This is a genomic window from Novosphingobium sp. HII-3 (assembly GCF_002916655.1).
GTDB classification, from domain to species: domain Bacteria; phylum Pseudomonadota; class Alphaproteobacteria; order Sphingomonadales; family Sphingomonadaceae; genus Novosphingobium; species Novosphingobium panipatense.
In genome coordinates, this window is sequence record NZ_PPSM01000036.1 from 116,816 (window position 1) to 140,403 (window position 23,588).

20 protein-coding genes are annotated in these 23,588 nt (G+C 66.0%); 15 read left to right on the forward strand and 5 right to left on the reverse strand.

Annotated elements, in window-relative coordinates; all coding sequences use genetic code 11:
• The first annotated feature begins 206 nt into the window (after window positions 1-206).
• The 9 genes from C2R25_RS13540 to bluB all read left to right on the forward strand — a co-directional run bounded on the left by C2R25_RS13540 (window position 207) and on the right by bluB (window position 11,890).
• Window positions 207-2,204 carry a TonB-dependent receptor gene (locus tag C2R25_RS13540; protein WP_103729717.1) on the forward strand — a complete coding sequence of 666 codons (1,998 nt, stop codon included), beginning with the start codon at window positions 207-209 and terminating at the stop codon, window positions 2,202-2,204.
• A complete protein-coding gene (locus C2R25_RS13545; protein ID WP_103729718.1) occupies window positions 2,204-3,109 on the forward strand; it encodes an ABC transporter substrate-binding protein in 906 nt (301 codons plus the stop codon). Before C2R25_RS13540 ends, C2R25_RS13545 begins: the two co-directional genes overlap by 1 nt.
• Window positions 3,109-4,092: an iron ABC transporter permease gene (locus C2R25_RS13550; RefSeq protein WP_199183832.1), complete on the forward strand. Its 984-nt coding sequence runs from the start codon at window positions 3,109-3,111 to the stop codon at window positions 4,090-4,092. Before C2R25_RS13545 ends, C2R25_RS13550 begins: the two co-directional genes overlap by 1 nt.
• Window positions 4,089-4,871: an ABC transporter ATP-binding protein gene (locus tag C2R25_RS13555; RefSeq protein WP_103729720.1), complete on the forward strand. Its 783-nt coding sequence runs from the start codon at window positions 4,089-4,091 to the stop codon at window positions 4,869-4,871. Before C2R25_RS13550 ends, C2R25_RS13555 begins: the two co-directional genes overlap by 4 nt.
• Window positions 4,868-5,851: a hypothetical protein gene (locus tag C2R25_RS13560; protein WP_103729721.1), complete on the forward strand. Its 984-nt coding sequence runs from the start codon at window positions 4,868-4,870 to the stop codon at window positions 5,849-5,851. Before C2R25_RS13555 ends, C2R25_RS13560 begins: the two co-directional genes overlap by 4 nt.
• Window positions 5,848-6,906: a cobalamin biosynthesis protein CobW gene (gene cobW, locus C2R25_RS13565; protein WP_103729722.1), complete on the forward strand. Its 1,059-nt coding sequence runs from the start codon at window positions 5,848-5,850 to the stop codon at window positions 6,904-6,906. The genes C2R25_RS13560 and cobW overlap by 4 nt, the downstream gene beginning before the upstream one ends.
• Window positions 6,906-10,625: a cobaltochelatase subunit CobN gene (gene cobN / locus C2R25_RS13570; RefSeq protein WP_103729723.1), complete on the forward strand. Its 3,720-nt coding sequence runs from the start codon at window positions 6,906-6,908 to the stop codon at window positions 10,623-10,625. Before cobW ends, cobN begins: the two co-directional genes overlap by 1 nt.
• A gap of 3 nt (window positions 10,626-10,628) precedes the next feature.
• The gene (gene cobO / locus C2R25_RS13575; protein WP_103729724.1) at window positions 10,629-11,237 is read left to right on the forward strand and encodes a cob(I)yrinic acid a,c-diamide adenosyltransferase; all 609 of its coding nucleotides are present in this window, start codon (window positions 10,629-10,631) and stop codon (window positions 11,235-11,237) included.
• 62 nt (window positions 11,238-11,299) lie between these two features.
• Window positions 11,300-11,890 (forward strand): 5,6-dimethylbenzimidazole synthase, encoded by a 591-nt coding sequence (gene bluB, locus C2R25_RS13580; RefSeq protein WP_103729870.1) that lies wholly within the window; start codon window positions 11,300-11,302, stop codon window positions 11,888-11,890.
• Here the strand turns inward: bluB and C2R25_RS13585 are convergent.
• Window positions 11,877-12,779, reverse strand: coding sequence for an ABC transporter substrate-binding protein (locus tag C2R25_RS13585; RefSeq protein ID WP_103729725.1), 903 nt, complete (start codon window positions 12,777-12,779; stop codon window positions 11,877-11,879). The genes bluB and C2R25_RS13585 overlap by 14 nt on opposite strands.
• Window positions 12,780-12,855: 76 nt before the next feature.
• Between C2R25_RS13585 and C2R25_RS13590 the strand changes: the two genes are divergently transcribed.
• From C2R25_RS13590 to C2R25_RS13600, 3 genes are all read left to right on the forward strand, one after another.
• Window positions 12,856-13,860 (forward strand): iron ABC transporter permease, encoded by a 1,005-nt coding sequence (locus C2R25_RS13590; protein WP_103729726.1) that lies wholly within the window; start codon window positions 12,856-12,858, stop codon window positions 13,858-13,860.
• Window positions 13,854-14,639, forward strand: a complete 786-nt coding sequence (locus C2R25_RS13595) for an ABC transporter ATP-binding protein (protein WP_103729727.1) — start codon at window positions 13,854-13,856, stop codon at window positions 14,637-14,639. Before C2R25_RS13590 ends, C2R25_RS13595 begins: the two co-directional genes overlap by 7 nt.
• Before the next feature lie 114 nt (window positions 14,640-14,753).
• The gene (locus C2R25_RS13600; RefSeq protein WP_103729728.1) at window positions 14,754-15,173 is read left to right on the forward strand and encodes a YidH family protein; all 420 of its coding nucleotides are present in this window, start codon (window positions 14,754-14,756) and stop codon (window positions 15,171-15,173) included.
• A 28-nt stretch (window positions 15,174-15,201) separates the two neighbouring features.
• Here C2R25_RS13600 and C2R25_RS13605 read toward each other — a convergent pair whose 3' ends face one another.
• On the reverse strand, window positions 15,202-16,503 hold the full coding sequence (locus tag C2R25_RS13605) for an SLC13 family permease (RefSeq protein WP_103729729.1): 1,302 nt from the start codon (window positions 16,501-16,503) through the stop codon (window positions 15,202-15,204).
• A 388-nt stretch (window positions 16,504-16,891) separates the two neighbouring features.
• On the opposite strand from C2R25_RS13605, the gene C2R25_RS13610 reads away from it, so the two are divergent.
• The 3 genes from C2R25_RS13610 (at window position 16,892) to C2R25_RS13620 (ending at window position 19,843) form a co-directional block, all read left to right on the forward strand.
• Window positions 16,892-17,470 carry a hypothetical protein gene (locus C2R25_RS13610; RefSeq protein ID WP_146049668.1) on the forward strand — a complete coding sequence of 193 codons (579 nt, stop codon included), beginning with the start codon at window positions 16,892-16,894 and terminating at the stop codon, window positions 17,468-17,470.
• Window positions 17,471-17,490: 20 nt separating this feature from the next.
• The gene (locus C2R25_RS13615) at window positions 17,491-17,862 is read left to right on the forward strand and encodes a YidH family protein (RefSeq protein WP_103729871.1); all 372 of its coding nucleotides are present in this window, start codon (window positions 17,491-17,493) and stop codon (window positions 17,860-17,862) included.
• Window positions 17,863-17,950: 88 nt separating this feature from the next.
• A complete protein-coding gene (locus C2R25_RS13620) occupies window positions 17,951-19,843 on the forward strand; it encodes a BCCT family transporter (protein ID WP_103729731.1) in 1,893 nt (630 codons plus the stop codon).
• Window positions 19,844-19,856: 13 nt separating this feature from the next.
• On the opposite strand, the gene cobA is transcribed toward C2R25_RS13620, so the two are convergent.
• The 3 genes from cobA to nirD are packed head-to-tail and all read right to left on the reverse strand — an operon-like array spanning window position 19,857 to window position 23,588.
• Window positions 19,857-20,657: a uroporphyrinogen-III C-methyltransferase gene (cobA, locus tag C2R25_RS13625; protein WP_103729732.1), complete on the reverse strand. Its 801-nt coding sequence runs from the start codon at window positions 20,655-20,657 to the stop codon at window positions 19,857-19,859.
• Window positions 20,644-23,253 (reverse strand): nitrate reductase, encoded by a 2,610-nt coding sequence (locus C2R25_RS13630; protein WP_103729733.1) that lies wholly within the window; start codon window positions 23,251-23,253, stop codon window positions 20,644-20,646. The genes cobA and C2R25_RS13630 overlap by 14 nt, the downstream gene beginning before the upstream one ends.
• Entirely contained in the window at window positions 23,253-23,588 is a 336-nt protein-coding gene (gene nirD / locus C2R25_RS13635; RefSeq protein WP_103729734.1) for a nitrite reductase small subunit NirD, read from the reverse strand. Before nirD ends, C2R25_RS13630 begins: the two co-directional genes overlap by 1 nt.

Sequence of the window (23,588 nt, forward strand, 5' to 3'; positions counted from 1 at the left end):
ATCCAGGGGATGGTCACGGCACGGTCAATCTCCGTCTGAGCGACGAACCTTGCGGCGGGGCCGCATCGGTGCGCTATCGCGGGCGACATGCGCCCGCCCGTGGGCGTGCGCCGACCGTTCGTTCGTCCGTTTGCCTCACCGGCTGACGGGCTGCCAGCGGCACGCCCCTGCCCTGACGTTGCTCGGCGTGCGGAGGCTTAACAGCCGTGACCAAGACTTTTGTTTCCCTGATCCCACTCTTGGCGGCGACGCCGGCGCTGGCCGAAACCGGCGCGACGGACGACACGAACATCGTCGTTACCGCATCGCGTTCGGGCGATGCCATTCCGGCCGACCTGATCGGCTCCTCCATTACGGTTCTGGACAGCGAAGCGCTTGAAAATCGCCAGACGCGGGTCCTGTCCGACGTCCTGCGCGACGTTCCCGGCGTCGCCGTGAATCGGACGGGTGCGATCGGCGGCCTGACCCAGATCCGCATCCGCGGTTCGGAAGGCAATCATGTGCTGGTCTTCATCGATGGCATCAAGGCGTCCGACCCGTTCCACGGGGAATTTGATTTCGGCACCCTCATCGCCGATGAAGCCGCCCGCGTCGAAGTCCTGCGCGGCCAGCAGTCGTCGCTCTATGGTTCGGATGCGATAGGCGGCGTCGTCACATATACCACGCTTTCGGGACGCGAAGCGCCCGGCTTCACCGCGCGTGTGGAGGGTGGCTCATTCGGCACGGTTTCGACGGCAGGTCGCGCTGCGGGTATTGTGGGCGATACATTCGACTACGCCCTATCCGGTAGCTATCTCACCACCGAGGGCTATCCGACCGCCCCTGCGGGAGACCGCGATCTGGGTTCCGACAGTCTCGGACTGTCGGGCAAGCTGAACTGGACGCCGACGCCGGACTTCAAGGTCACCGCCGTTGCTCGCTACAGCTATACCAAGGCCGACCTCAACGATCAGGCGATCGACGACTCCTCGCCGGTCGTGCGTGGCTATCCGGTCATCACCACAATCGGTACGCCCGGCTCATACTACCGAAACAAGGCATTCTACGGCCTCGTCCGCGCGGAGTTGAGCCTGTTCGACGATGCCGTGACCACGGCGCTTTCCGGGCAACTCACCGATGCCAACCGTGACGCTTTTGCCGCCTACGGCTACAGCTACGGCAATCGCGGCCGGCGTTATCGCGGTTCGTTCGAGAACACGCTGCGCTTCGGCAACGAGCGGGTGAAGAATCGCTTCACGCTGGCCGTCGATGCAGAGCGGGAGGAGTTTCGCAACGTCGATCCTACCGGCTACGCCTTTACCGGTACGCGGCAGGTCGACACGCTGGGCTTCGTTGCCCAATACGACGTCACCGTCGATGACAGGCTGGCACTCGGCGCGTCCGCACGCATTGACGCGAACGACTATTTCCAGGATGCCTCCACCGCGCGGGTCACCGGCAGCTACCTTTTCCCGAACGGCACGCGCCTTCACTCCGCCTATGGCTCGGGCGTGAAGGCGCCCACCTCCTCCGAACTCTTCGGATACGTCGACGGCAAGTACATCGGCAACCCCGACCTGCAGCCGGAACGATCGCGCGGATGGGAAGCCGGCATAGAGCAGAGACTGCTCGAAGGCGCGCTGACGCTGGGCGCGACGTACTTCCACAGCCGGTTCGACAACCAGATACAGACCGTCGGCACCTCGGTCGGCGGTCAATACATCTCGACGAGCATCAACAACGATGTGGTGGCCAAACAGCGCGGCGTCGAAACCTACCTTCAGGCCCGTCTTGGCGACTGGCACGTGGACGCCAGCTACACTTATCTCAAGGCCCCGCAGGTTCTGACGGCGCTGGTCAACCCAGCACCGGCGGATGGATCGTACCAGGCGGCAGTTCCAGTCGAAACGCAGGCGGTTCGACGCCCGAAGAACGTCGCGAGCTTCAACCTGACCTACGCGCCCGAGGCCGTGCCCGTGTCGGCCACGCTGACCGTGCGCCACAACGGGCAGCAGCGCGATTACGCCTTCAACTCCATGTATCAGCGCCTGCTCGTGGACCTGAAGGCCTTTACACTGGTGAACCTGGCCGCCACCTACGACATTTCCGGGACGCTTCAGGTCTTCGGCCGCGTCGAGAACCTCTTCGACGAGGATTACCAGGAGGTCTTCACGTTCTCCACGCCGGGGCGGGCCGCCTACGGCGGCGTGCGGGTACGCCTTTGATGCGTTCTGGAGCCCTTTTCGCGGGGCTGCTCCTTGCCGCGTTGCCGGTTTCGGTCGGCAGCGCGGAACGTGCAGGTTCGTCGGCGTCGCACCGGGCCAGGCCCCTGCGGGTGATGTCGATGAACCAGTGCGCGGATCAGCTCGTGCTCGCACTGCTGCCGCCGGAGCGGATCGCTTCGGTGACCTGGCTTTCGCGCGATCCCGACGGATCGCTGATGCATCGGGAGGCGCAGAAGGTCGCGATCAACCACGGGCTTTCCGAAGAGGTCGTCCAGCAACAGCCCGATCTTGTCGTGGCGGGAGCGTTCACGACACCGGCCACCCGCATGCTGCTCAGGCGGCTTGGCTATCCGATGATCGAAGTCGCCCATGCCGACAGCTTCGATGAGATCCGGACAATAACACGGCAGGTTGCGGCGGCGGTGGGCGAAGAAGCTCGGGGGGAGGCGCTGATCGCGCGCATGGACCACCAGCTATCGCAACTCGCACGGCAGTCCGGACCGGCCATCCAGGTCGCGGCGTGGGACGGCGCCGGCTTCAATGCCAGCGAGGGTTCGCTCTACAATGCGGTGCTGGAGGCCGCCGGCGCCGTCAACGTCGCGAACCGTCCCCCGGCAAGCACCTACGGCCGCCCTGACGTCGAGGTCCTGCTGGCCGCGGCCCCTACCCTGCTTGTCAAGGGCGCGGGAACCGGGCGCCGCGCCGGCCTGCAGGACAACGTCGAGCGCCACAGGCTCGTACAGCGCTACTGGGATGGTGCGCGCACGCTGACCGTGCGCCAGTCCTACTACGTTTGCGGCACGCCCTTCGTGGCGGATGCGATCTCCGGCTTGCGCGGCGAATTGCAGGCAGCTGCCAGGCAGGTCCAGGCGCCCCTCCCCTTCGCCGCCGGAAAGACGTTGTGATGCGCTGGCTCACTCCCTCCCTGATGGTGCTGCTTCTGCTGACTGCCACGGCATCGACACTGGCCGGAACCGTGTGGCTGTCACCTCACCAGGCCTTCGCTTCGGCCTTCTCCGGAAGGGCCGATCTTGCGGGCCTGATCGTCACGGAAATACGGCTTCCACGGGTGGTGCTGGCAATTGCCATCGGGGCGAGCCTCGGGTTGTCAGGCGCCGTACTGCAGGGGCTGCTCCGCAATCCGCTCGCCGAACCGGGTTTGCTCGGAATTTCCTCGGGCGCATCGCTGGGAGCGGTGGTCGCGATCTATTTCGGGTTTGTCGCTGCTCTGCCTCTGGCGGCGCCGGTGTTCGCCCTCGTCGGAGCATTCGTCGCCGCAGGCATCGTCCTGCTGCTGGCGCGGACCGGGGGTACGCTGGCGCTGATCCTGGCCGGCGTGGCGATCAGCGGGGTCTCGACGGCTCTTGTCATGCTCGCGCTCAACCTCGCGCCCAACCCTTATGCGGCCTACGAGATCATGACCTGGCTCATGGGGTCGCTGAGTGACCGCAGCTGGGACCACCTGGCACTGGCGCTGCCTTTCATCGTGCCGGGCCTTGCACTCCTGCTATCCACCGGACGTGCCCTCGACACTCTGGCACTTGGTGACGTGCAAGCCGAGAGCCTCGGCGTACCGGTCGCGCGGACGCGTCTGCTGGCACTCGTCGGCACAGCGCTTTCGGTCGGCACCGCCACGGCCACGGCGGGCGCTATCGGGTTCGTGGGGCTGATGGCGCCGCACGTGGTGCGCCCGCTGGTCGGGTACCAGCCGGGGCGGGCGCTCGTTCCGGCCATGCTTGCCGGCGCTCTGCTGGTCACCCTGGCCGACATCGCCACCCGAACCGTCGTCCTAGCCGGTGCTCCCCTCAACATCGGCGTCTTCACGAGCCTCATCGGGACGCCGTTCTTCCTCTGGCTCGTCATGCATGTGCGGAGCCGCACCGCATGAGCGTATTGAAACTGGATCGGGTGACCGTGCTCCGGCGCGGCCGCAAGGTGCTGGACGGCAACTCCGCCACGTTTCAGGCGCACCGGGTGACGGCGGTGATCGGCCCCAATGGCGCTGGCAAGAGCACCATGCTGAATGCCGCTGCCGGCCTCCTGCAGCCGGACGCGGGGCGGGTCACGCTCGACGGAGCGGATATCAGCCGCCTCCATCGCCGGGAGCTCGCACGACGGCGTGCCTATCTGCCGCAACGAGCGGATGTCGACTGGCCGATCACCGTCGAGCGTGTCGTTGCCCTCGGTCTTGCACCCCAGTTACCTGCCTTCGGGCCTCTCCCCCAGCGCTTTCTGCCCGCCATCGAAGGGGCGCTGGCATCGTGCGACGTCGGGCATCTGCGGGAACGCCCCGCCAATGCGCTGTCGGGCGGGGAGCTCGCGCGCGTCATGTTGGCCCGCGCCTTCGTGAGCGCCCCGGAACTGCTCATCGTGGATGAGCCGACCGCCGGTCTGGACCCCCGGCATGCCATCGACGCCATGCGGCGGCTACGGGCCCGCGCCCGCGAAGGCTGCACCGTGATCGTCGCCATCCACGATCTGGACCTCGCGCTGAATCATGCCGACGACCTGGTGGCGATCCGCGACGGCGCGATCATGGCTGCCGGTCCGATCGAGAGCGCGGCGACGCCCGCGCTCCTAAGCGCTCTCTACGGCGTTCCCGTGCGGCTCGTGCGCGACAGCGACGGCACGACGGTCCGTTTTCTTTCTGCCGCGGAGGCACCATGACATTTGCACCGTTCAACCTCATGGCCGAACTCGCCGCCGACCCCGCGAACGGCTGGAGCATCGGCAGCTTCGGCGCCATTGGCGAATTCATCCGGGACGAGGATGAACCGGCGGCGATCCGCCGGGGTGAGAACCTCGTCGAGATCGTCACGCCGCGTGGAGCCATGCGCATCGCTCCGCAAGCGGCGCTCCGGCCTGTCGCCTGGGATTCACTGTCTTCCGACGGCGAGAGCTGGAGCCATCACCTGGCGTTCTGCTGCGAGCGCCCGCCCACGCCCCCGCAGGTCATCCGCGACCTCGGCTGCGACGGGGATGCCCTGCGCGACGAGGACAGGAGCGCCCGCCTCTTCGACATCGGCGTGGGCACCGGCAACGTTGTCATGGCGGTACGGACGCGGGACGAAGGACTAATCGGCATCCTCGAACAGCATACGGGACAGTCGCAGGCGTCCAGCTCCGCCATCATGACGCAGATCCTGCGCGCTCAGCCGCACCGGGTCATGCTGTCCCCCGCCGGGCGTATCGAGGTGTTTCAGCCGATACCGCCGCCCGAGGGGCAATCGCCGGTCGGCCCGCACACGCACCTGCTGCTCAAGCTGGTGTCGAAGGACCGGCCGCATTCCTCGAACGTCCCGATACCCGATGGCCTGCAGTCCGCCCTTAGCGTGCATCCCCGCTCCCCCTGGCGAACCCCGCTGGGAGAGCGGCATGACTTCATACCGGAGATCGACGCCGCCTTCTCGCCTCATCTCGACAATTTCGGCCTGCCCGAAGACCGGGCGGTGGAAGAGTGGCTGCACCGGATGCTGACCACCGGCGCCGCTCCGGAATTTGCCGAGTGGCCGAACACCCGTCGCGGGCGGGCGAAGGCACGGATCGTGCTGCGGCGGCTTGCCGCGGCCGGTGACGCGCGCGTCATCCCTTGGCGCGCGCTGAATGACCGTCAACCGCTCGAAATCGAAGAAGGAGAAGCCGCTTGAGCAAAGTGCCGACCACCGTCATCACCGGGTTCCTGGGCGCAGGCAAGACCACGCTTATCCGCCACCTCCTGCAGAACGCACGCGGCAGGCGCCTCGCCCTCGTCATCAACGAGTTCGGGGACGTCGGCGTCGATGGCGAGCTCGTGAAGGGCTGCAACGACGCGGCATGTCCTGAGGAGGACATCGTGGAACTCGCCAACGGCTGCATCTGCTGCACCGTGGCCGACGATTTCCTGCCCACGATGCAGAAGCTGCTGGACCGCCCGAACCCGCCCGAGCACATCATCATCGAGACCTCGGGTCTGGCGCTTCCCAAGCCGCTGGTGAAGGCCTTTCAGTGGCCCGACATCCGCACCCGCGCGACAGTGGACGGGGTGGTCGCCCTGATCGACGCTGATGCCGTTGCCGCTGGCCGCTTCGCGACCGACGAAGCGGCGCTGGCGGCAGCGCGGGCAGCCGATCCCAGCCTCGACCACGAAAGTCCGCTCGAAGAGCTGTTCGAGGATCAGCTGGCCTGTGCCGACATGGTCGTGCTCAACAAGACCGACCTCGTCGACGCGGAGGTGCTGCCGGCGGTTCAGAACCAGATCGCGGGCGAGACGCGTCCCGGAGTGAAGATCGTGCGGGCCGATTACGGCGCCGTCGATATCGGCGCGCTGCTGGGCATCACCGCGGCGGCGGAGGACGACCTTGACACGCGTCCCTCCCACCATGACGTGGACCCCGATCACGATCACGACGACTTTGAGAGCTTCGTCGTCAAGGGTGGGGAGCCCACCGGGAGCAACGCGCTGCTTGCCGCGCTTGCCGCCTTGATCGCCGAGCATGACATCCTGCGCGTCAAGGGCATGGTCGCGGTGGAAGGCCGCCCCGCCCGCTTGGTGATCCAAGCGGTGGGCCCGCGTATCCAGCATTACTTCGACCGCGCGTGGAAGCCGGATGAAATACGGCTGTCGCAACTCGTGGTCATCGGCCAGAAGGGGCTCGACCGGGCCGCGATCAGCGCGGCGCTGGCGCCGATCCTGGCGGGTCAACCGGCAGGGGCGCAAGCCTGATGCACCTGCTATCCGCGACCCCGGGGACCGTCTCCAACGGCGACGAAGCGATCGACCTCGACCAGAGCCCGGGCGAGATCGTGTTTCTCACGGTCGCGGACAGCGAACTCGCATGCTTCGCCAAGGCGGCCGCGGCACTGGGCGATAGCGCGCCATCGATACGGCTCGCCAACCTGCTCCAGCTCAAGCATCCCTATTCGGTCGATCTCTATGTCGAGAAGGTCATAGCCAAGGCCCGCTTCGTCTGCGTCGTGCTTCTGGGTGGAAAATCCTACTGGCCTTATGGAGTGGACGAGATCGCCCGGACCGCGCGCGAGCACGGGATTGTCTTTGCCGCCATTGCGGATGGCCGCGAGCCGGACCCAGCGCTCGATGCGGCGTCCACCCTTCCCAAGCACATCAACGAGCGCCTGAGGGATTATCTGCGCCAGGGCGGTGTCGCCAATGCCGCCAGCTTCCTGCGCCATGCCGCACGGCTGATCGGGAGGGACGCAGGCCCGCCGGATGAACCCGTCACGATCGCCGATGCGGGGCTCTATCTCGCCGGAAACGAACACCCGAGCATAGCCGATGTCCGGGCGGACTGGATCGCCGGGCGTCCGGTGGCGCTGGTGTGCTTTTACCGAGCGCTGATGATGGCCGGCACGCTTGATGCCATCGACGCGCTTGTGCGTGCGCTGGTCGCGCGGGGCCTCAACGTCCTCTCCGTACATGTCCGTTCGCTGCGGGAGCCATTCGCCGTCGACTGGCTGCGCGGCGTGATCGCCGAAGCACGGCCCGACGTGATCCTGAACACGACGTCCTTCGCAGCCTCTTCCCCCGGCGAGCAGCGGCAGGCGAGCGTGCTCGAACAGGCCGACTGCCCCATCCTCCAGACCGTGTTCGCAGGCATGGACGCGGAGGACTGGAACGGCAGCGCGCGCGGGCTGGGGCCACGCGATCTCGCCATGAACGTCGCGCTTCCGGAAGTCGACGGACGGCTGTTCGCGCGCGCTGTCGCCTTCAAGGCGGCGGAACGCTTCGACGAGCGTACCCAATGCGGAATCGTGGTTCCCAAAGTCCTGCCGGACCGCGTGGCTTTCGTCGCCGATCTTGCCGCCAACTGGGCTCTTCTGCGCCGTACTCCAGCCGCGCAGCGCCGCGTCGGGCTTGTGCTGGCGAATTATCCCAATCGTGACGGGCGGCTCGGCAACGGTGTCGGCCTCGACACTCCCGCCAGTGCGGCCGCCATCCTCGCCGCGCTCGGTGGAGCGGGATATCGGATCGACGGGGCTCCGCTGGACGGCCCGGCGCTCATGGACGTCCTGTTGGGCGGCATCACCAACGCGTCGGGCTCAGGGATGCGCAGACGCGAGATCAGCCTGTCGCTTGAGGACTATCGCGTGCGGTTCGCCCGCCTCCCCGAAAGCGTGCGCGAAGCGGTGGTCGCGCGGTGGGGTGAGCCGAACAACGATCCGTTCTTCGGCGATGGCGCCTTCCAGCTTCCGGCGCATCGCTTCGGGCATGTCGTCGTCGCGGTGCAGCCTGCGCGCGGCTACAACATCGATCCCAAGAGCACCTACCACGATCCCGCGCTCGTACCGCCGCATGGCTATCTGGCCTTCCATTTCTGGCTGAACACTGTCTTCGCGGCGCACGCCATCGTCCACGTTGGAAAGCACGGGAACCTTGAATGGCTGCCCGGCAAGGCGCTGGCACTCTCGGATAGCTGCTTCCCGGAGATCTGCGCGGGGCCCGTCCCCCAGCTCTATCCCTTCATCGTCAACGATCCCGGCGAAGGCACCCAGGCCAAGCGCCGCATCGGGGCTGCCATCATCGACCACCTGACCCCGCCGCTGACGCGGGCGGAGAGTTACGGGCCTCTCAAGGCACTCGAGGCGCTGGTGGACGAGTACTATCTCGCTGCCGGAATGGATCCACGACGGATCAGTCACCTCAGGACCGAGATCCTCGCTTTGGCCCGTGCGCAGGGGCTCGATATGGATGCGGGCGCCGTGGGCGATGGCGAGGACGCGCTGGCAGCGCTCGACAATTACCTCTGCGAGCTGAAAGAACTGCAGATCCGTGACGGGCTGCACGTGTTCACTCGCTCCCCAAAGGGACGCCAGCGCACCGATCTGCTCGTCGCGCTGGCCCGTACCCCTCGCGGCTATGACCATCCCGGTCAGGCGTCGCTGCTGCGTGCGATGGCGGCCGATCTGGAGCTCGACTTCGATCCGCTGGACTGCACGATGGCCACTCCCTGGTCGGGCGACAGGCCCCCCGTTCTGGCGGATATCTCGGCGTCTCCCTGGCGAACCTGCGGCGACACTATCGAGCGCCTCGAGCTGCTGGCCGCCGCCCTCGTTGAGGGAGTGGCTCCCCCCGGCCCTTCCTCGCAGGCTGTCATGTCGCGCGTCCTTGGCGACCTTGCCGCACGCGTCGATGCCTGCGGACCTGCCGAGACCGCCGCTCTCCTCGCCGGCCTTGATGGCCGTTTTGTCATGCCCGGACCGTCGGGTGCGCCCACCCGCGGCCGGCCCGAAGTGCTTCCCACAGGGCGCAACTTCTTTTCGGTCGATACCCGCGCCGTCCCCACCGCCACCGCCTGGGATCTTGGCTATCGCTCGGCACAGCTCCTTGTGGAGGATTACCTTCAGCGCGAGGGCGAATACCCCAGGGCAGTCGCGCTCTCCGCCTGGGGCACCGCGAACATGCGCACCGGCGGGGATGACATTGCGCAGGCCCTCGCACTGATGGGTGTTAGGCCACGCTGGGACTGGACCTCGGGGCGGGTCATCGGCTTTGAGATCATGACAGTGGTCGAGCTTGGTCGCCCTCGGGTCGACGTCACGTTCCGCGTCTCCGGCTTCTTTCGCGATGCCTTCCCCGAGCAGATGGCGCTTCTCGACAGCGCCGCTCGCGCCGTCATGGACCTGAACGAGGGGCCTGAGGACAATCCCGCCGCCGCGCGGCACCGGGCCGAAACGGTTCATCTCATCGAAGCCGGTGACCCGTCTGAGACCGCCCGCATGCGCGCGGGGTTTCGCGTCTTTGGATCGAAGCCGGGGGCGTACGGCGCCGGGCTTCAGGCCATGATCGACGAGAAGATCTGGCACGAGCGTGCCGACCTCGCGAACGTCTACCTCGATTGGGGTAGCTATGCTTACGGGGCCGGCACCGAAGGCGATGCCGAGCGGGACCTGTTCACCCGCCGCCTCGTCCAGACGGATGCCATCGTGCAGAACCAGGACAACCGAGAGCACGACTTGCTCGACAGCGACGACTACTACCAGTTCGAGGGCGGGATCGCTGCGGCGGTGGAGCATCTCTCGGGCAGGCGGCCACAGGCGTACCACAACGATCACAGCCGTCCGGAACGGCCGGTCATCCGTACGCTCGAAGATGAGATCGGCCGCATCGTGCGTGCCCGCGTGACCAATCCCAAATGGATCGCGGGGGTCATGCGGCACGGCTACAAGGGCGCCTTCGAGATCGCCGCGTCGGTCGACTACCTCTTCGGCTTTGCCGCCACCACCCATGCCGTGCGCGACCACCATTTCGATGCGGTCTACGCGGCCTTCATAGAGGACGAGGCGGTCCGCGCCTTCATGGCCGAGGCCAATCCGGCTGCCTTGCGCGAGACGGCGGCAAGGCTCGCCGAAGCTCTGGACCGCGGCCTGTGGCAACCAAAATCCAACAGCGCGCGCATGAAGCTCGCCCAGCTTGCAGGAGAATGATCGATGGCCGAACGGACCGAGGAACAGCACGCCGCCAAGATGAAAAAGAAGCAGGCGGCGCACGACAGGATCATGGCGGCGCGGACCGCTGAAAAAGGCCTGCTGATCGTCCATACCGGCAAGGGCAAGGGCAAGACCACGGCTGCGCTCGGCATGGTGCTGCGTGCTATAGGCCACGGTAAGAAGGTCGGTGTCGTCCAGTTCGTGAAAGGCGCCATGGATACCGGCGAGAAGGCGGTGTTCGGCCGGTTCCCTGAACATGTCGAATTCAGGCCGATGGGTGACGGCTTCACCTGGGACACGCAGAACCGCGCTCAGGACATCGCCTCGGCACGTGCCGCCTGGGAGGAAGTCCGGCGTATGATAGCCGACCCAACCTACGACATGGTGCTGGCGGACGAGCTCAACATCGTCCTGCGCTACGAGTACCTTCCTCTCGACGAAGTCCTGGAGGTGCTGCGTGCCAAGCCTGCGGACACTCACGTGATCGTCACCGGCCGCAACGCTCCGGCGGCGCTGATCGACATGGCGGACCTCGTGACGGAGATGACGCTGGTGAAGCATCCTTTCCGGGAGCAGGGTATCAAGGCCCAGGCCGGTATCGAGTTTTGACCTCTGTTGACGTTTCGACGCCTGACGACGGCCGGACTTCTCCCGCTTGCGCGCTCGAAACCCTGCTGGAGTGGCGACGCGACGTCCGGCATTTCCAACGTCGACCTGTGCCGGAAGCGGAGATGGAGCAGTTGTTCGCCCTGACCCGCTTTGCGCCGTCCGTCGGCAACGCCCAGCCCTGGCGCTTCGTGCGTGTGCGCAACCCTGATCTGCGCGTCGCGCTTGCGCGGCATGTCGACGAGACCGCCATGGAGGCGGGACAGGCTTACGAGGGCGAGTGCCAGGCGTTGTACAACGCGCTCAAGCTGCATGGTGTGCGCGAAGCCCCCGAGATCGTCGCGGTCTATTCCGATGAACGGCCGTCTGCGGGACACGGCCTTGGCATCCGGACGATGCCCGAAGCTCTACGCTATTCGACCGTTCTTGCGATCCACACGCTGTGGCTCGCTGCGAGCAGCCGAGGCATCGGCCTTGGCTGGATCTCGATCCTGGAGGCGGCCGTCGTGAACCAGCTCCTCTGCACCCCGCCGGAGTGGCACTTCGTGGCCTTGCTTTGCATCGGGTACCCCGAGGAGCCCTCCGACCGGCCTGAACTGGACCGTCGCGGCTGGCAGGCGCGCGAGTGTTGGCAGGATCGCGTCAGTGAGCGTTGAGCCGCGCTTTCTCAGCCTCTGCAAGTTGCCGGGACAGGCTGCGCGCCGCATCGACGTAAGCCGGCCCGCCACAAACCGTCCACGCCTGCGGCAGGCGAATGCGCGGAATGTCCTTCAGAAGCGGGTGGTTGAGCATCTCGGTGCCCTGATCGACCACTTCGTCGCTGTCGCTTTCCACGATCAGGTAATCGGGCCGGGCCTCGATCAGTTCTTCGAGGCTGAGTTGGGCAAGTATCGGCTTGTCCAGTTTCTCGGCAAGATTTGTGACGCCGCTGCGCTGCATGAGATCATCCACCAACGTCCCCGTACCCGTGAGGAAGCCACGGCGCTGGTAGTAGGCGGCGACCCTGTCGACATTCGCCATATGAATTGCAGCCAGATCGCGCTCCATCTTCGCGATCAGCGCCTCTCCACGCTCCGGATGACCCACCGCCCGGGCGACCTGCCGAATATGGACCACGATATCGGCGAAGCTCCGTGCTGTCGGAAGTTCGATTGTCCGGTAACTGCCGCGCGGCAGGCCTGCCAGCATGTCCGAGCGGCGCTTGGAAGCGCCCAGCACCAGATCCGGCTCGATCGCGGCGACTTCCTCTGCACTGCCCTTGAGAATGGGCAGGCCCCTCGCCTGGGACGCCGCAGCCGACATGGCCGGATCCGGCGCATTACGGGTCAGCCCGGCGATCTGTTCACGATCGGCCAGAGCCAGGAGGTACTGATCCGCGCACAGGTTGAGCGACACGATTCGGCTGGGTTTCCCTTCCGGCCACGCGTCGTCTTGCCCGCTCGGCCCCTTCCCGGACGGGGACGGCGACGAGCCGCAGCTTGTCAGCAGCAGCGAACCGATCAGGGCGAGCCCGGCAAGGCGCAGCGTTTCCGAGAATGGCGACATGCCATTCCCCATAATCGAGCAACCCCGGGACACAAGCGTGACGGGGTCACCAATCCAATGCGAGGTGCCTGTTGCCATGTATCGAAGACCTGACACGCGCCGCGCTATTCTTGTCCCCCTGCTGGCGGTCGCGGCGACCCTGATGCTGCTGGGCTCGCTGATGGTGGGGCCCGCCGCCATCAGCCTGACCCGGCTGTGGTCGGCGCTTCTCGGCAGCGGCGATCCTGTGGCCACTGCGATCCTGTTCGACCTTCGCCTTCCCCGCGCCATTCTCGGTCTGGCAGTCGGCGGCATGTTGGGGCTCGCGGGTGCCGTGCTGCAAGGCTACCTGCGCAATCCGCTTGCCGAACCCTCAGTCCTTGGCGCGTCCAATGCCGCGGCGCTGGGTGCCGTCGGCGCGCTTTATTTTGGCTTTTCGGATCTGCATGTCCTCGTCCTGCCCCTCATGGCTATCGGCGGGAGCATTGTGGCGCTCGCATCGCTCTTCGCCCTCGCCGGCCGTTCCCAGAGCCCGCTGTCGCTCATCCTGGCAGGCATAGCGCTCTCCACCCTGGCTGGAGCGGGCATCAGCCTTGCGCTCAATCTGTCGCCCAACCCGTTCGCAGCCATGGAAATCACGACCTGGCTGCTCGGCTCTTTGGAGAACCGGTCAATCGAGCATGTATGGCTTGCCGTGCCCTGCGTGGTTCTTGGATCGGGACTGCTGCTGCTGGACGGGCGTTCGCTGGATGCCTTGAGCCTGGGGGAGGACAGCGCGCAGGCGCTGGGCGTCAATCTGCGCCGCACCCGCATTCGCCTGCTCCTCGGCATCAGCATCGGCGTCGGCGGAGCCGTGGCGGTGTCCGGCTCGATCGGTTTCGTCGGCCTCATTGTGCCTCACCTCATCCGTCCTCTCACCGATCGCAGCCCCTCGGCCATCCTGTTGCCCTCGTTCCTCGCGGGCGCAGTCCTGCTTACGGGTGCCGATACGGGCGTGAGGCTCATTCCCACCAACAACGAACTCAAGCTTGGAATCGTGACCGCCTTCCTGGGCGTGCCGGTCTTCCTTGCTCACCTTCTGAAGGAACGCCGTGTATGGTGACGATCCACCTTGACGATCTGTGCGTCTCCGTCGGACCGCGCCCGATCCTGAACAGCGTTACGGCGACATTTCCGCCCGGCATGCTTGTCGGCATCCTCGGTCCAAACGGCGCAGGCAAGACCACGCTGGTGCGCGCGCTTCTCGGCCTCCTGAAACCGGCCCGCGGGGCAGTGCTTCTTGACGGGCGCCCGGTTGCAGGGCTGTCACGCCGCCAGGTCGCGCGGTCGGTCGCGTACCTGCCCCAGGGGCACACACTGCATTGGCCACTCAGCGTCGAGTGTCTGGTCGCCCTGGGCCGGCTTCCGCACCTCGCCCCTTTCTCCGCCATCTCCCCCGAAGACAGCGCCATCATCGAAGCCGCGCTGGAGCAGGCCGATGTGGCTCATCTACGGGGGCGCCTCGCGACAGAGCTGTCCGGTGGTGAACGAGCCCGTGTGATGCTCGCCCGCGCCCTGGCGGTGCAGGCCCCTGTACTCGTCGCAGACGAGCCTCTCGCATCGCTTGATCCCGGCCATCAGATCGACGTCATGGAACTGCTCGCTGCCGAGGCGCGAGCCGGCAAGCTCGTCATCGCGGTCCTGCACGATCTTACCATGGCGGCGCGGTTTTGCGATCGCCTCCTTCTTCTTGATCGTGGTGAGGTCGGCGCGCTGGGCCCGCCGCTCCACGTGCTTTCCCCGGCAAGGCTGAGATCGGTCTATGGTATCACCGCCCGGACCGACAACACCGGAAGCTGGCCGGTCATCGTACCCGAGCACCGGCTTGCCACCGGGGCATGAACGGTTCTCCGATGAGCAAGGCCGGAGCCGGAGCACCGAACTGCAGGCCATTCGACGCAGCGGTTGCAGCCTGGGCGGCCGCGGTGCGTTTGCCTTGCCATGGCAGGAGAACAGATGCGCCCGGCATCCGGGCAGGGAAAGCTCGAGAAGAGCGCGGCGAAACTTGAGGAAAGCGCGGACCAGCAGGTCGACAGCGCCGACCGCCGGACGGAGTTGGCGGCAGACCGGACCGTGCTCGCCGCTGAACGGACCTATGCGGCCTGGGTGCGGACCGGGGTTGCGGCCCTCGCCTCGGGTGTCGGAGCCGGCGCCCTACTCGAGGGCGTGGTCCCGCAGGGGCTGGCGCTGGCCACCGGAAGCCTTCTCATCCTGTTCAGCGGCTTCTGCTTCTTCGTCGCCGTCCGGCGAGAGATGATCCGTGTTGCCCCACCAACGCCTGACACCCCGCGGCTGCCGCCCGCCATCCTCATCGCGGTGAACGGGTTTCTCATGCTGGTCAGCCTTGCCGCTCTCGTAGGCGTCTGGCTGCGCTGACGCTGCCCCTTAGGTGTGCGGACTTCGGTCAGAACGGGAAAAATACGGGGATCGCGATCACACCTACGATCCAGGTGATGAGGTTTAGCGGCACTCCCACGCGTACGAAATCCATGTACCTGTATCCTCCAATCTGGAAGACGAGCACGTTGGTTTGGTAGCCAAACGGGGTCGCGAATGCGGCGCTGGCGGCCATCATTACCGCGACGAGGAACGGGCGCGGCGCCACGCCAAGGCTTTCCGCCAATGCGACCGCCACCGGCGTGAGCAGGACCGCCACGGCCGCGTTCGAGAGGAACTCCGTGATGAAGAGTGTCGCGCCATAGAGGATGGCAAGGGCGACAAGTGGTCCGAACGGCTCGATGAAGTCGATCAGAAGCGCCGTCCCCGTTGCCGCAAGCCCCGTGATCTCGATCGACAGGCCGACCACCACCATTCCGGCGATCAGGAGCAGCACCTCGGGGCGAAGACCGGCATAGGCCTCCTCGGGACTGATCACCTTCAGCAGTATCAGCAGCACAGCCCCCGCGAATGCCGCTGCGGCGATTGAAGTAACCCCGATTGCGGCCGAGACCACCACCCCCAGAAAAACCGCCAGCGAGATGAGCGCCTTCTTCGGATCGAAGGCCTTGTCGACGGCGAAAAGTTCCGCATCGCCTAACATACCGTCGCCAGTCTGCTCGTGCAGGTGAGGCGACGTTGATTGTCCGTTGGCGTCGCTGTGAGTCAGCAAGCGTCCGCCGACCAGAAAGAGATACAGCGCCCCGGCTGCCGCGATGATGAGGCCGACGGGTGTTATCTCGAAAACGCTGAATACCGGCTGCCCTGCGTTGCGGGCCATGTCGTTGACGAGCAGGTTGGTGGAGGTGCCGATCAGGGTGCAGGCACCGCCCAGGATGGTAATGTAGCTGAGCGGGATCAGGAATCGCTTTGGTGACAACTGCAGCGATGTGGCGACATCCTTCACCACTGGCGCGGCAAGCACGACGATGGGGGTGTTGTTCAGCACCGCCGATGCCGCTCCGCACATCGCCAGCACTATCCACAGTCCTGCACTGCCCAGACGAGTACACATTCGGGTTGCCTGGCGGATCAGCAGGCCGAGGAGCCCGGACAGCTCGATCGCATAGGCGATGATGAAGAGGCAGGCGAGGGCGATGATGGCCGGGCTTGCAAAGGCTCCCTGCACTTCCACCGGGCGTACCACCCCGGTCAGCATCAACGATGCAGCGGCCGTCAGCGCAGCCACTTCCGCGCGCAATTTGCCGTGGATCAGCACGCCCACGACGGCAACGAGGACGACCAGCGCCAGGATTTGGTTGAAACTCATTGTGCGGGCAAACCTTGCCCTCGGCGCAACGTCAAGCTTTAAGGGCGCAGCGCTCCCATTATGCCAGCCTGGATGCTACTGCCTGACGATGCTTCACCTCAAACCAGCAACGATCTCCCGCCTCAGGGCCGCGTCAAGCATGCTGACGACGGCGATTGCCGCTTGCATTCTCGCGGGCTGCGGACAGGAAGCGGCTGATACCTCCGCCAGGAAGGTTCAGGATGATTCCCCTGCTTTGCAGGAGAAGCCGGTCGGTTCCGTCGTGCCGGCCCGCCCGCCCGTCCTGACGCGGAGCGACCTCGTGGCCGCTGCGAGGGAGGCCGCATCCGCATACTCTGCCGGCGATGTTTCCCGGAAAAAGGACCCGCTGGTTGGACGCAGCTTTTCCGTGCGCCTTCCATTCGGGTGTGGCGGCGCGGGAACCGCGCAGGAAGGATCTGCTGAGGAAAGCGGCCTGGCCGCAGCCGACTGGACGGTGGACCGCAAAGCAATTCAGCTGCGCATGATGCCGGGGGATTGGGCAGGTTCCACCTTGCTGGCAAAAGCCGGCACTTCGGCCAAGTGGGAGGCTGTTGAAGGCTTCTGGATTCCCTACCCCTGGTTGGGCTCGGAAACCTGCCCGGCGGTGCAGACCGATCCATTGCAGACAGGCTCCTCTCCTGCCTCTCCACAGACGCTGGGGATCGCGGCGGTGTTCGAAGCCGGCGGGTCAAGGCTGGGCCGTCGCAACGGTCGTGCCTATGAGTACACGGTGCATGCAACGGACGAAGCACCGTTGACCTGGCCGAAGGCGGGCTTTCGCATGGTGCTCGAAGGGCGCGTCACGGCTTTCCCCAACGATAAAGCTATCGCCTGCCGCGCTGCCGGGCCGGACCAGCGCCCCGTCTGCATCGTGGCTGCTCATCTCGATCGCGTGGCTTTCGAAGAGTCGGATGGCAGCACTCTTGGCGAGTGGCGCCCCGGCTGACGCGGGGATCGGAGGGCGCCTTGGCTGAGGAAGACCGTAACGAACTGGCGGAGACCCGCACGTCGCTGGCCGAGGATCGGACCATTCTCGCACACGAACGCAGCTTTGCGGGGTGGGTCCGCACGGGCATGGCCTCAGTGGGCATTGGCCTCGGGTTCAATGCTCTGTTCAAGGCCCTGCAGCCGGTTTGGGTACCAAAGGCGATCGCCACCGCTTTCCTTTTGATCGCGATCTTCATCTTCGTATCTGCAGAGCGCCGTGCATGCAGCATCATCTCACGCCTGGAAGCGCATCAGATCCGAACCCTGCGTCCTATGAAAATGCGCCTCATGACAGGCGCGCTCGTGGCTGCCACGCTGGCGCTCGGCGCGGCGATCTGGATGTTGGCTTAGCCTTAGGGAGCATAATTCGAAGGCAAGGACGCAGCATTTAACATTGTGCCATGTTGCGTCTATCTTGACCCCCATGGCGAACCGCACGATGAACCCCCGCGTCTTCTGGGGCGCTTCCGCAACGATTGCTGCCCTGCTCATTGCGACGCTTCTGGCGCCCGGCGCCTCCGGCGCCGCGTTCCAGGCCGCTCAGAGCTGGGTTATCGAGACCTTCGGCTGGTTCTACGTGGCCTGCGTCGCGATCTTCGTCGGCGTCGCGCTCGCGCTGGGTTTCGGGCCCGCCGGCAAGCTTCGTCTGGGCCCGGACGACGCTGAGCCCGATTTCCCTTATGTCTCCTGGCTGGCCATGCTGTTTGCTGCGGGAATGGGCATCGGGCTGATGTATTTCGCGGTCGCCGAGCCGATCCAGCATTACATCGCGCCGCCCGACGTCGCGCCCGGCACCATGGCGGCCGCTCGGGAAGCGATGGCCCTCACCTTCCACCACTATGGCGTTCATGCCTGGGCGATCTACGCTCTTGTCGGCCTGAGCCTGGCCTACTTCACCTATCGCAAGGGCCTGCCACTGACTTTACGTTCGGGGCTTCACCCGATCTTCGGCAAGAGGATCAGGGGGCCGATCGGGGACGCGATCGACATTTTTGGTGTGTGCGGAACCGTGTTCGGCGTGTCGACCTCACTAGGCTTCGGCGTGTCACAGATGACCGCCGGTCTTGCCTACATATACGGGCTTCCGGACACGGTGGGCTCGCAGGTCACGGTGATCGCTGTGGTGATGGGCGCGGCAAGCCTCTCGGTGCTCAGCGGTGCCGATCGCGGAGTCCGCCGGTTGTCAGAGCTCAACCTTGCGCTCGCGGTCCTGCTGATGGTGTTCGTGATGCTATGGGGGCCGACGTTGTTCCTGATGAACGCGCTCGTCCAGAACTTCGGGCTTTACCTCGACCATTTCATCATGCGCACCTTCACGCTCTATGCCTACGAGCCGCGTGCGTGGATGGCGGATTGGACGCTGTTCTACTGGGCCTGGTGGATTGCCTGGTCGCCCTTCGTTGGCATGTTCATCGCCCGCATTTCGCGCGGCCGCACCGTCCGTGAATTCATCGTGGGCGTGCTATTCGTGCCTGCGGCGTTCACCTTCCTATGGATGACGGTTTTCGGCAACACCGCGATAGCGCTCGACCTCGGGGGAGCGGCCGGTGGGATTGCCGATGCGGTGCAGGCGAACCTCTCCACCGCACTGTTCAAGTTCCTTGAATACCTGCCTGCTGCAGGTTTCACATCGACGCTCGCAATTCTGCTGGTGGGCGTGTTCTTCATCACCTCTGCCGATTCCGGTGCCTTGGTGATCGACACGCTTGCATCCGGCGGGGCCGACGAGACTCCGCGGTGGCAGCGGGTGTACTGGTGCCTGCTGCTCGGCGTGACGGCGACCCTGCTTCTGCTGGCAGGGGGGCTCGGCGCGCTGCAGACCGCGACGCTGCTGGCCGCGCTGCCCTTCTGCATCATCATGCTCCTGCTGGCGTTCGGCCTCGTCAGGCAGGCCGGAGCGGACCTGTCCGGCGTCGCCCTTTCAGAAGAAGCGCCACCGGTGGGTGAGCGCCTGAAGCGCCTGTTCGTGCCCGCCAGCCGCAAGGAAGTCCTCCGTCAAATGGAAGTCAACGGCGTGCCGGCGCTGCGCAGCGTGTGCGAGGTTATGGTGGCGGAAGGGTGGGCCGACAGCCAGGTTGACAGCGGGGAAGATTGGACCTCCATCACGATTACTTTCGCGCCGGAGCGCGTTTTCAGTTACCGGCTCTCCCCCCGGCAGCGTCCCCTCGCCGCCTATACCGCGCTCGACGCACCGGAAGGCCGCCGCAGCATGACCTGGATGCTTTCAGCTCAAGGCGGCAGCGATGGACGGCACCGTGACCTGACCGGCTTCTCAACGGAACAGATCACAAGCGACATCCTGACGCAGTTGGAGGCGTGGCGGCCCCGCTAGTCCGTTCCTGCCCTCACGCAGGCAGGATCTGTGCCTCTTCGCCCTGCGCCGGCGTATGTACCAGCGCCTGTCCGACGGCCTCGCCGATGAGTATCAGCGTGGGCCGATCATCGGCGAAGGCCTGTGTCACCAGCGGCAGCAGATCGAGGCGGGTGCGCAGTTGCTGTTCTGTCGGGAGCGAGGCGTCGCAGGTGACCAGCGCCGGGGTGGCACCTGGCAGGCCCGCCGCCATCAGCGCGGCGGTGAGTTCAGGTGCCGCCTCCCGCCCCATGTATACTGCCAGGGTGCAGGCGGGATCGGCCAGCGCCGGCCAATCCAGATCAAGTGGCTGCCCGCTGCGGCAATGGGCGGTGACGAACTGCACCCGGCGGGCAATTCCTCTCAGCGACAACGACATGCCTGCTGAAGCAGCCACGGCGCTGGCGGCCGTGATACCCGGGCAGACATGTACGGGTGCGCCGACTTTGCGTAGCGCCGCCATCTCTTCCGTCGCCCGGGCGAACATCGCCGGATCCCCGCCCTTGAGGCGCACGACGCGACGTCCCGCGAGCGCAGCCTCGACAAGCATGCGGTCAATCGTCGGCTGATCCTTCGAGTGACGCCCGGAGCGTTTGCCCACGCAAACCCGCTCCGTACCGCCGGGAATCGTCGCAAGCACGCCGGGACCCACCAGCGCATCGTAGAAGACGACTTCGGCGGCGCGGATCAATTTCTCCGCCTTGCGGGTAAGCAGGTCCGGATCACCCGGCCCTGCTCCGACCAGCCAGACTTCGCCGGGTGCGATAAGCTCATGGTTGCCATCATTCTGCGGCATCGAGAACCTCCTCGTTGGTCTGGGTGACTATCCTGGCGAGAGCGGGGCGGCATGATCCGCAGTTGGTGCCCGCGCCAAGCGCCCTGCCTACTCCGGCCACATCGACCAATCGCTGTTCACGGATGGCGGTCACGATCTGGTTGAGGCCGATGTCGAAGCATACGCACACAGTCGCGCCCTTGTCGGGCTGGTTGCCGGGCCCGCGCGCGGCAAGCACGGTAGCCCCGACTCCCTCCACGGCCAGTTGCCCGATCAGCCAGTTCCGCGGGGGCAGAATACCGGTGCGGGTGACGAACAGCACGCCCGCCAGCCTCCCCTCGACGATCACCGCGACGCGGCGCGTACCTCGGGTGTCGTCGATAGCCTCGATCCGCTCGCCCTTGGGCAGGCAGAATTCGATGCGGGACGGGTCGCCGTTGCCGGCGACCTCATAGAGGGCGCCGCCGGGCACCGCCACGCGCGTTGCCCAAAGGCAGGGCACGCGAGCAGGCTCGTCTCCGCGCAGGATGAGGAAGCCTTTCCATTCGGTGTCCACCCTCGCGAGCGCGGCGGGGGTGGACTTGAACCCAGGCTGGCCGGAGTGCGGATCCACCAGCGGGCGTGGCAGCAGGCCGGTGCGGCCGCCGGTGGACACTTGGTCGGTCCAGTGGATCGGTGTGAATATCTCGCCCGGTCGCTGGCCTTCACTCAGGAGGACGCGAAAGGTGCTGTTTCCTTGCGGGGTCGAGACACGGGCAAGATCGCCATGCTTCATGTCCAGCGCGGCAGCGTCCTCAGGGTGAACCTCGACGAGCGGTTCCTCGCGGTGACGCGCGAGTTTGGGAGCCAGTCCGGTCCGGGTCATCGTATGCCACTGGTCACGATAGCGCCCGGTGTTGAGCGTCAGCGGCCAGTCGGCGAGCGGCGCCTGCAGCTCCATCTGCCCAACCTTGATCATGCGCGCGCGGCCGCTCGGCGTCGGAAAACGACCGTCGGCGAAGGGCGTACCGCCCCAGCGGAACGGCTCCATCGCTTCGTAGGCGGAGTTGCCGATCGCCGCATGGTCGGCGAGGTTGAGCACGCGCGCACCATCGTTCTGATAGGCGGTGAGACGCGCATGCTCGCGCCAGATATCGGCGGGCGTGTCATAGGCGAACTCGCCTGACCAGCCCATCCGGCGGGCCACTTCCTTGATGATCCACCAGTCGGGCTTTGCCTCACCTGGCAGATCCATGAAGGGACGCTGGCGGCTGATCGTGCGTTCCGAATTGGTGACGGTGCCGTCCTTCTCACCCCATGCGGCAGCGGGCAGGCGCACGTCGGCATAGGCGGTGGTATCGGTATCGGCAATGACGTCGGAGACGACGACGAAGGGGCACTTTTCCAGCGCGGCGCGCACGGTGGCGGCATCGGGCAGAGAGACCGCGGGATTGGTCGCCATGACCCACAGCGCCTTGATACGGCCTTCCCCGATGGCGCGGAACAGGTCGACTGCCTTGAGCCCCGGTTTGGTCGCCATGCCCGGCGCCGCCCAGAAGCGGCCAACACGCGCGACGTTTTCGGGCGCGAAGTCCATGTGGGCGGCCAGTGTCGAGGCGAGGCCGCCCACCTCGCGGCCACCCATCGCGTTGGGCTGGCCGGTGATTGAGAACGGGGCGGCGCCCGGCTGGCCGATGCGCCCCGTGGCAAGGTGGACGTTGATGATCGCGTTGACCTGATCGGTACCGCGGATCGACTGGTTGATGCCCTGGCTGAACATCGTAACCGTGCGCGGGTTGGCCGCGAACAGCTCGTAGAACCGGCGCAGCAGCGCCGGATCGAGATCGCAAATCCTCGCTGTGGTCCAGAGGTCGTGGCCGGTCCCCAGATGCTTCCAGAAACCCTCCGGCACCTCGACGTGGCTGTCCATGAACGGCTTGTCGACCATGCCCTGCTCGGCAAGCCAGGCAAGGAGGCCGTTCATCAGGGCCACGTCGCTCCCGGGGCGCAGTGGCAGGTGAAGGTCCGCGCCTTCGCAGGTTTCGGTTCGGCGCGGGTCAATGACCACAAGCTTCGTGCCCCTTTCGGCGCGCGCGGCCTGGATGCGCTGGTAGACGATCGGATGACACCATGCCGTGTTCGATCCGATCAGAACGATGAGGTCCGCCTTTTCCAGATCTTCGTAGCCGGCGGGCACCACGTCTTCGCCAAAGGCCCGGTTATGACCGGCGACGGCGCTTGACATACAAAGGCGCGAATTGGTGTCGATGTTGGCAGAGCCGATGAAGCCCTTCATCAGCTTGTTGGCGACGTAATAGTCTTCGGTCAGCAACTGGCCCGAGACGTAGAAGGCGACGCTGTCCGGCCCATGCCGGGCGATAGTGTCGCGAAAACGCTTGGCCACGAGGTCCAGCGCCTTGTCCCAGCGCACGCGCCTCCCGCCGATCATCGGGTGGAGGAGACGGCCCGTGAGCCCGATCGTCTCGCCAAGGTGCGTTCCCTTGGAGCAGAGGCGCCCGCCGTTGGCCGGGTGCGCATCGTCACCCCGGATCGTCACCTCGCGCGCGCCCGTGGGCGTTGCCGAGATGCCGCAGCCGACACCGCAATAAGCGCAGGTGGTGCGGACCGCCTCGCCCATCAGGCAGCATCCCTCATGGGTGCAGGCCTCGCGATCAGAATGCGACCGTTTTCCTCGCGCACGGCGATCGTGGGGGTGCAGCCGCTGTCGGACCCTTGCGCCTCGCCGCTCGCCAGCGCGATGTTCCAGTTGTGCAGCGGGCAGGCAACCGAATGTCCATGGACGATGCCTTGGCTCAACGGCCCCTTCTTGTGCGGGCACTCGTTGACGAGCGCGAAGATCCTGTCGTCGCCGGTGCGAAACACCGCGATCTCCGGTTCCCCCTCAAGGCGGACCGTGCGGGCGCCGCGCTGAGGAATGTCGTTGAGAGTTCCGATATCGATCCAGTCGGTCAT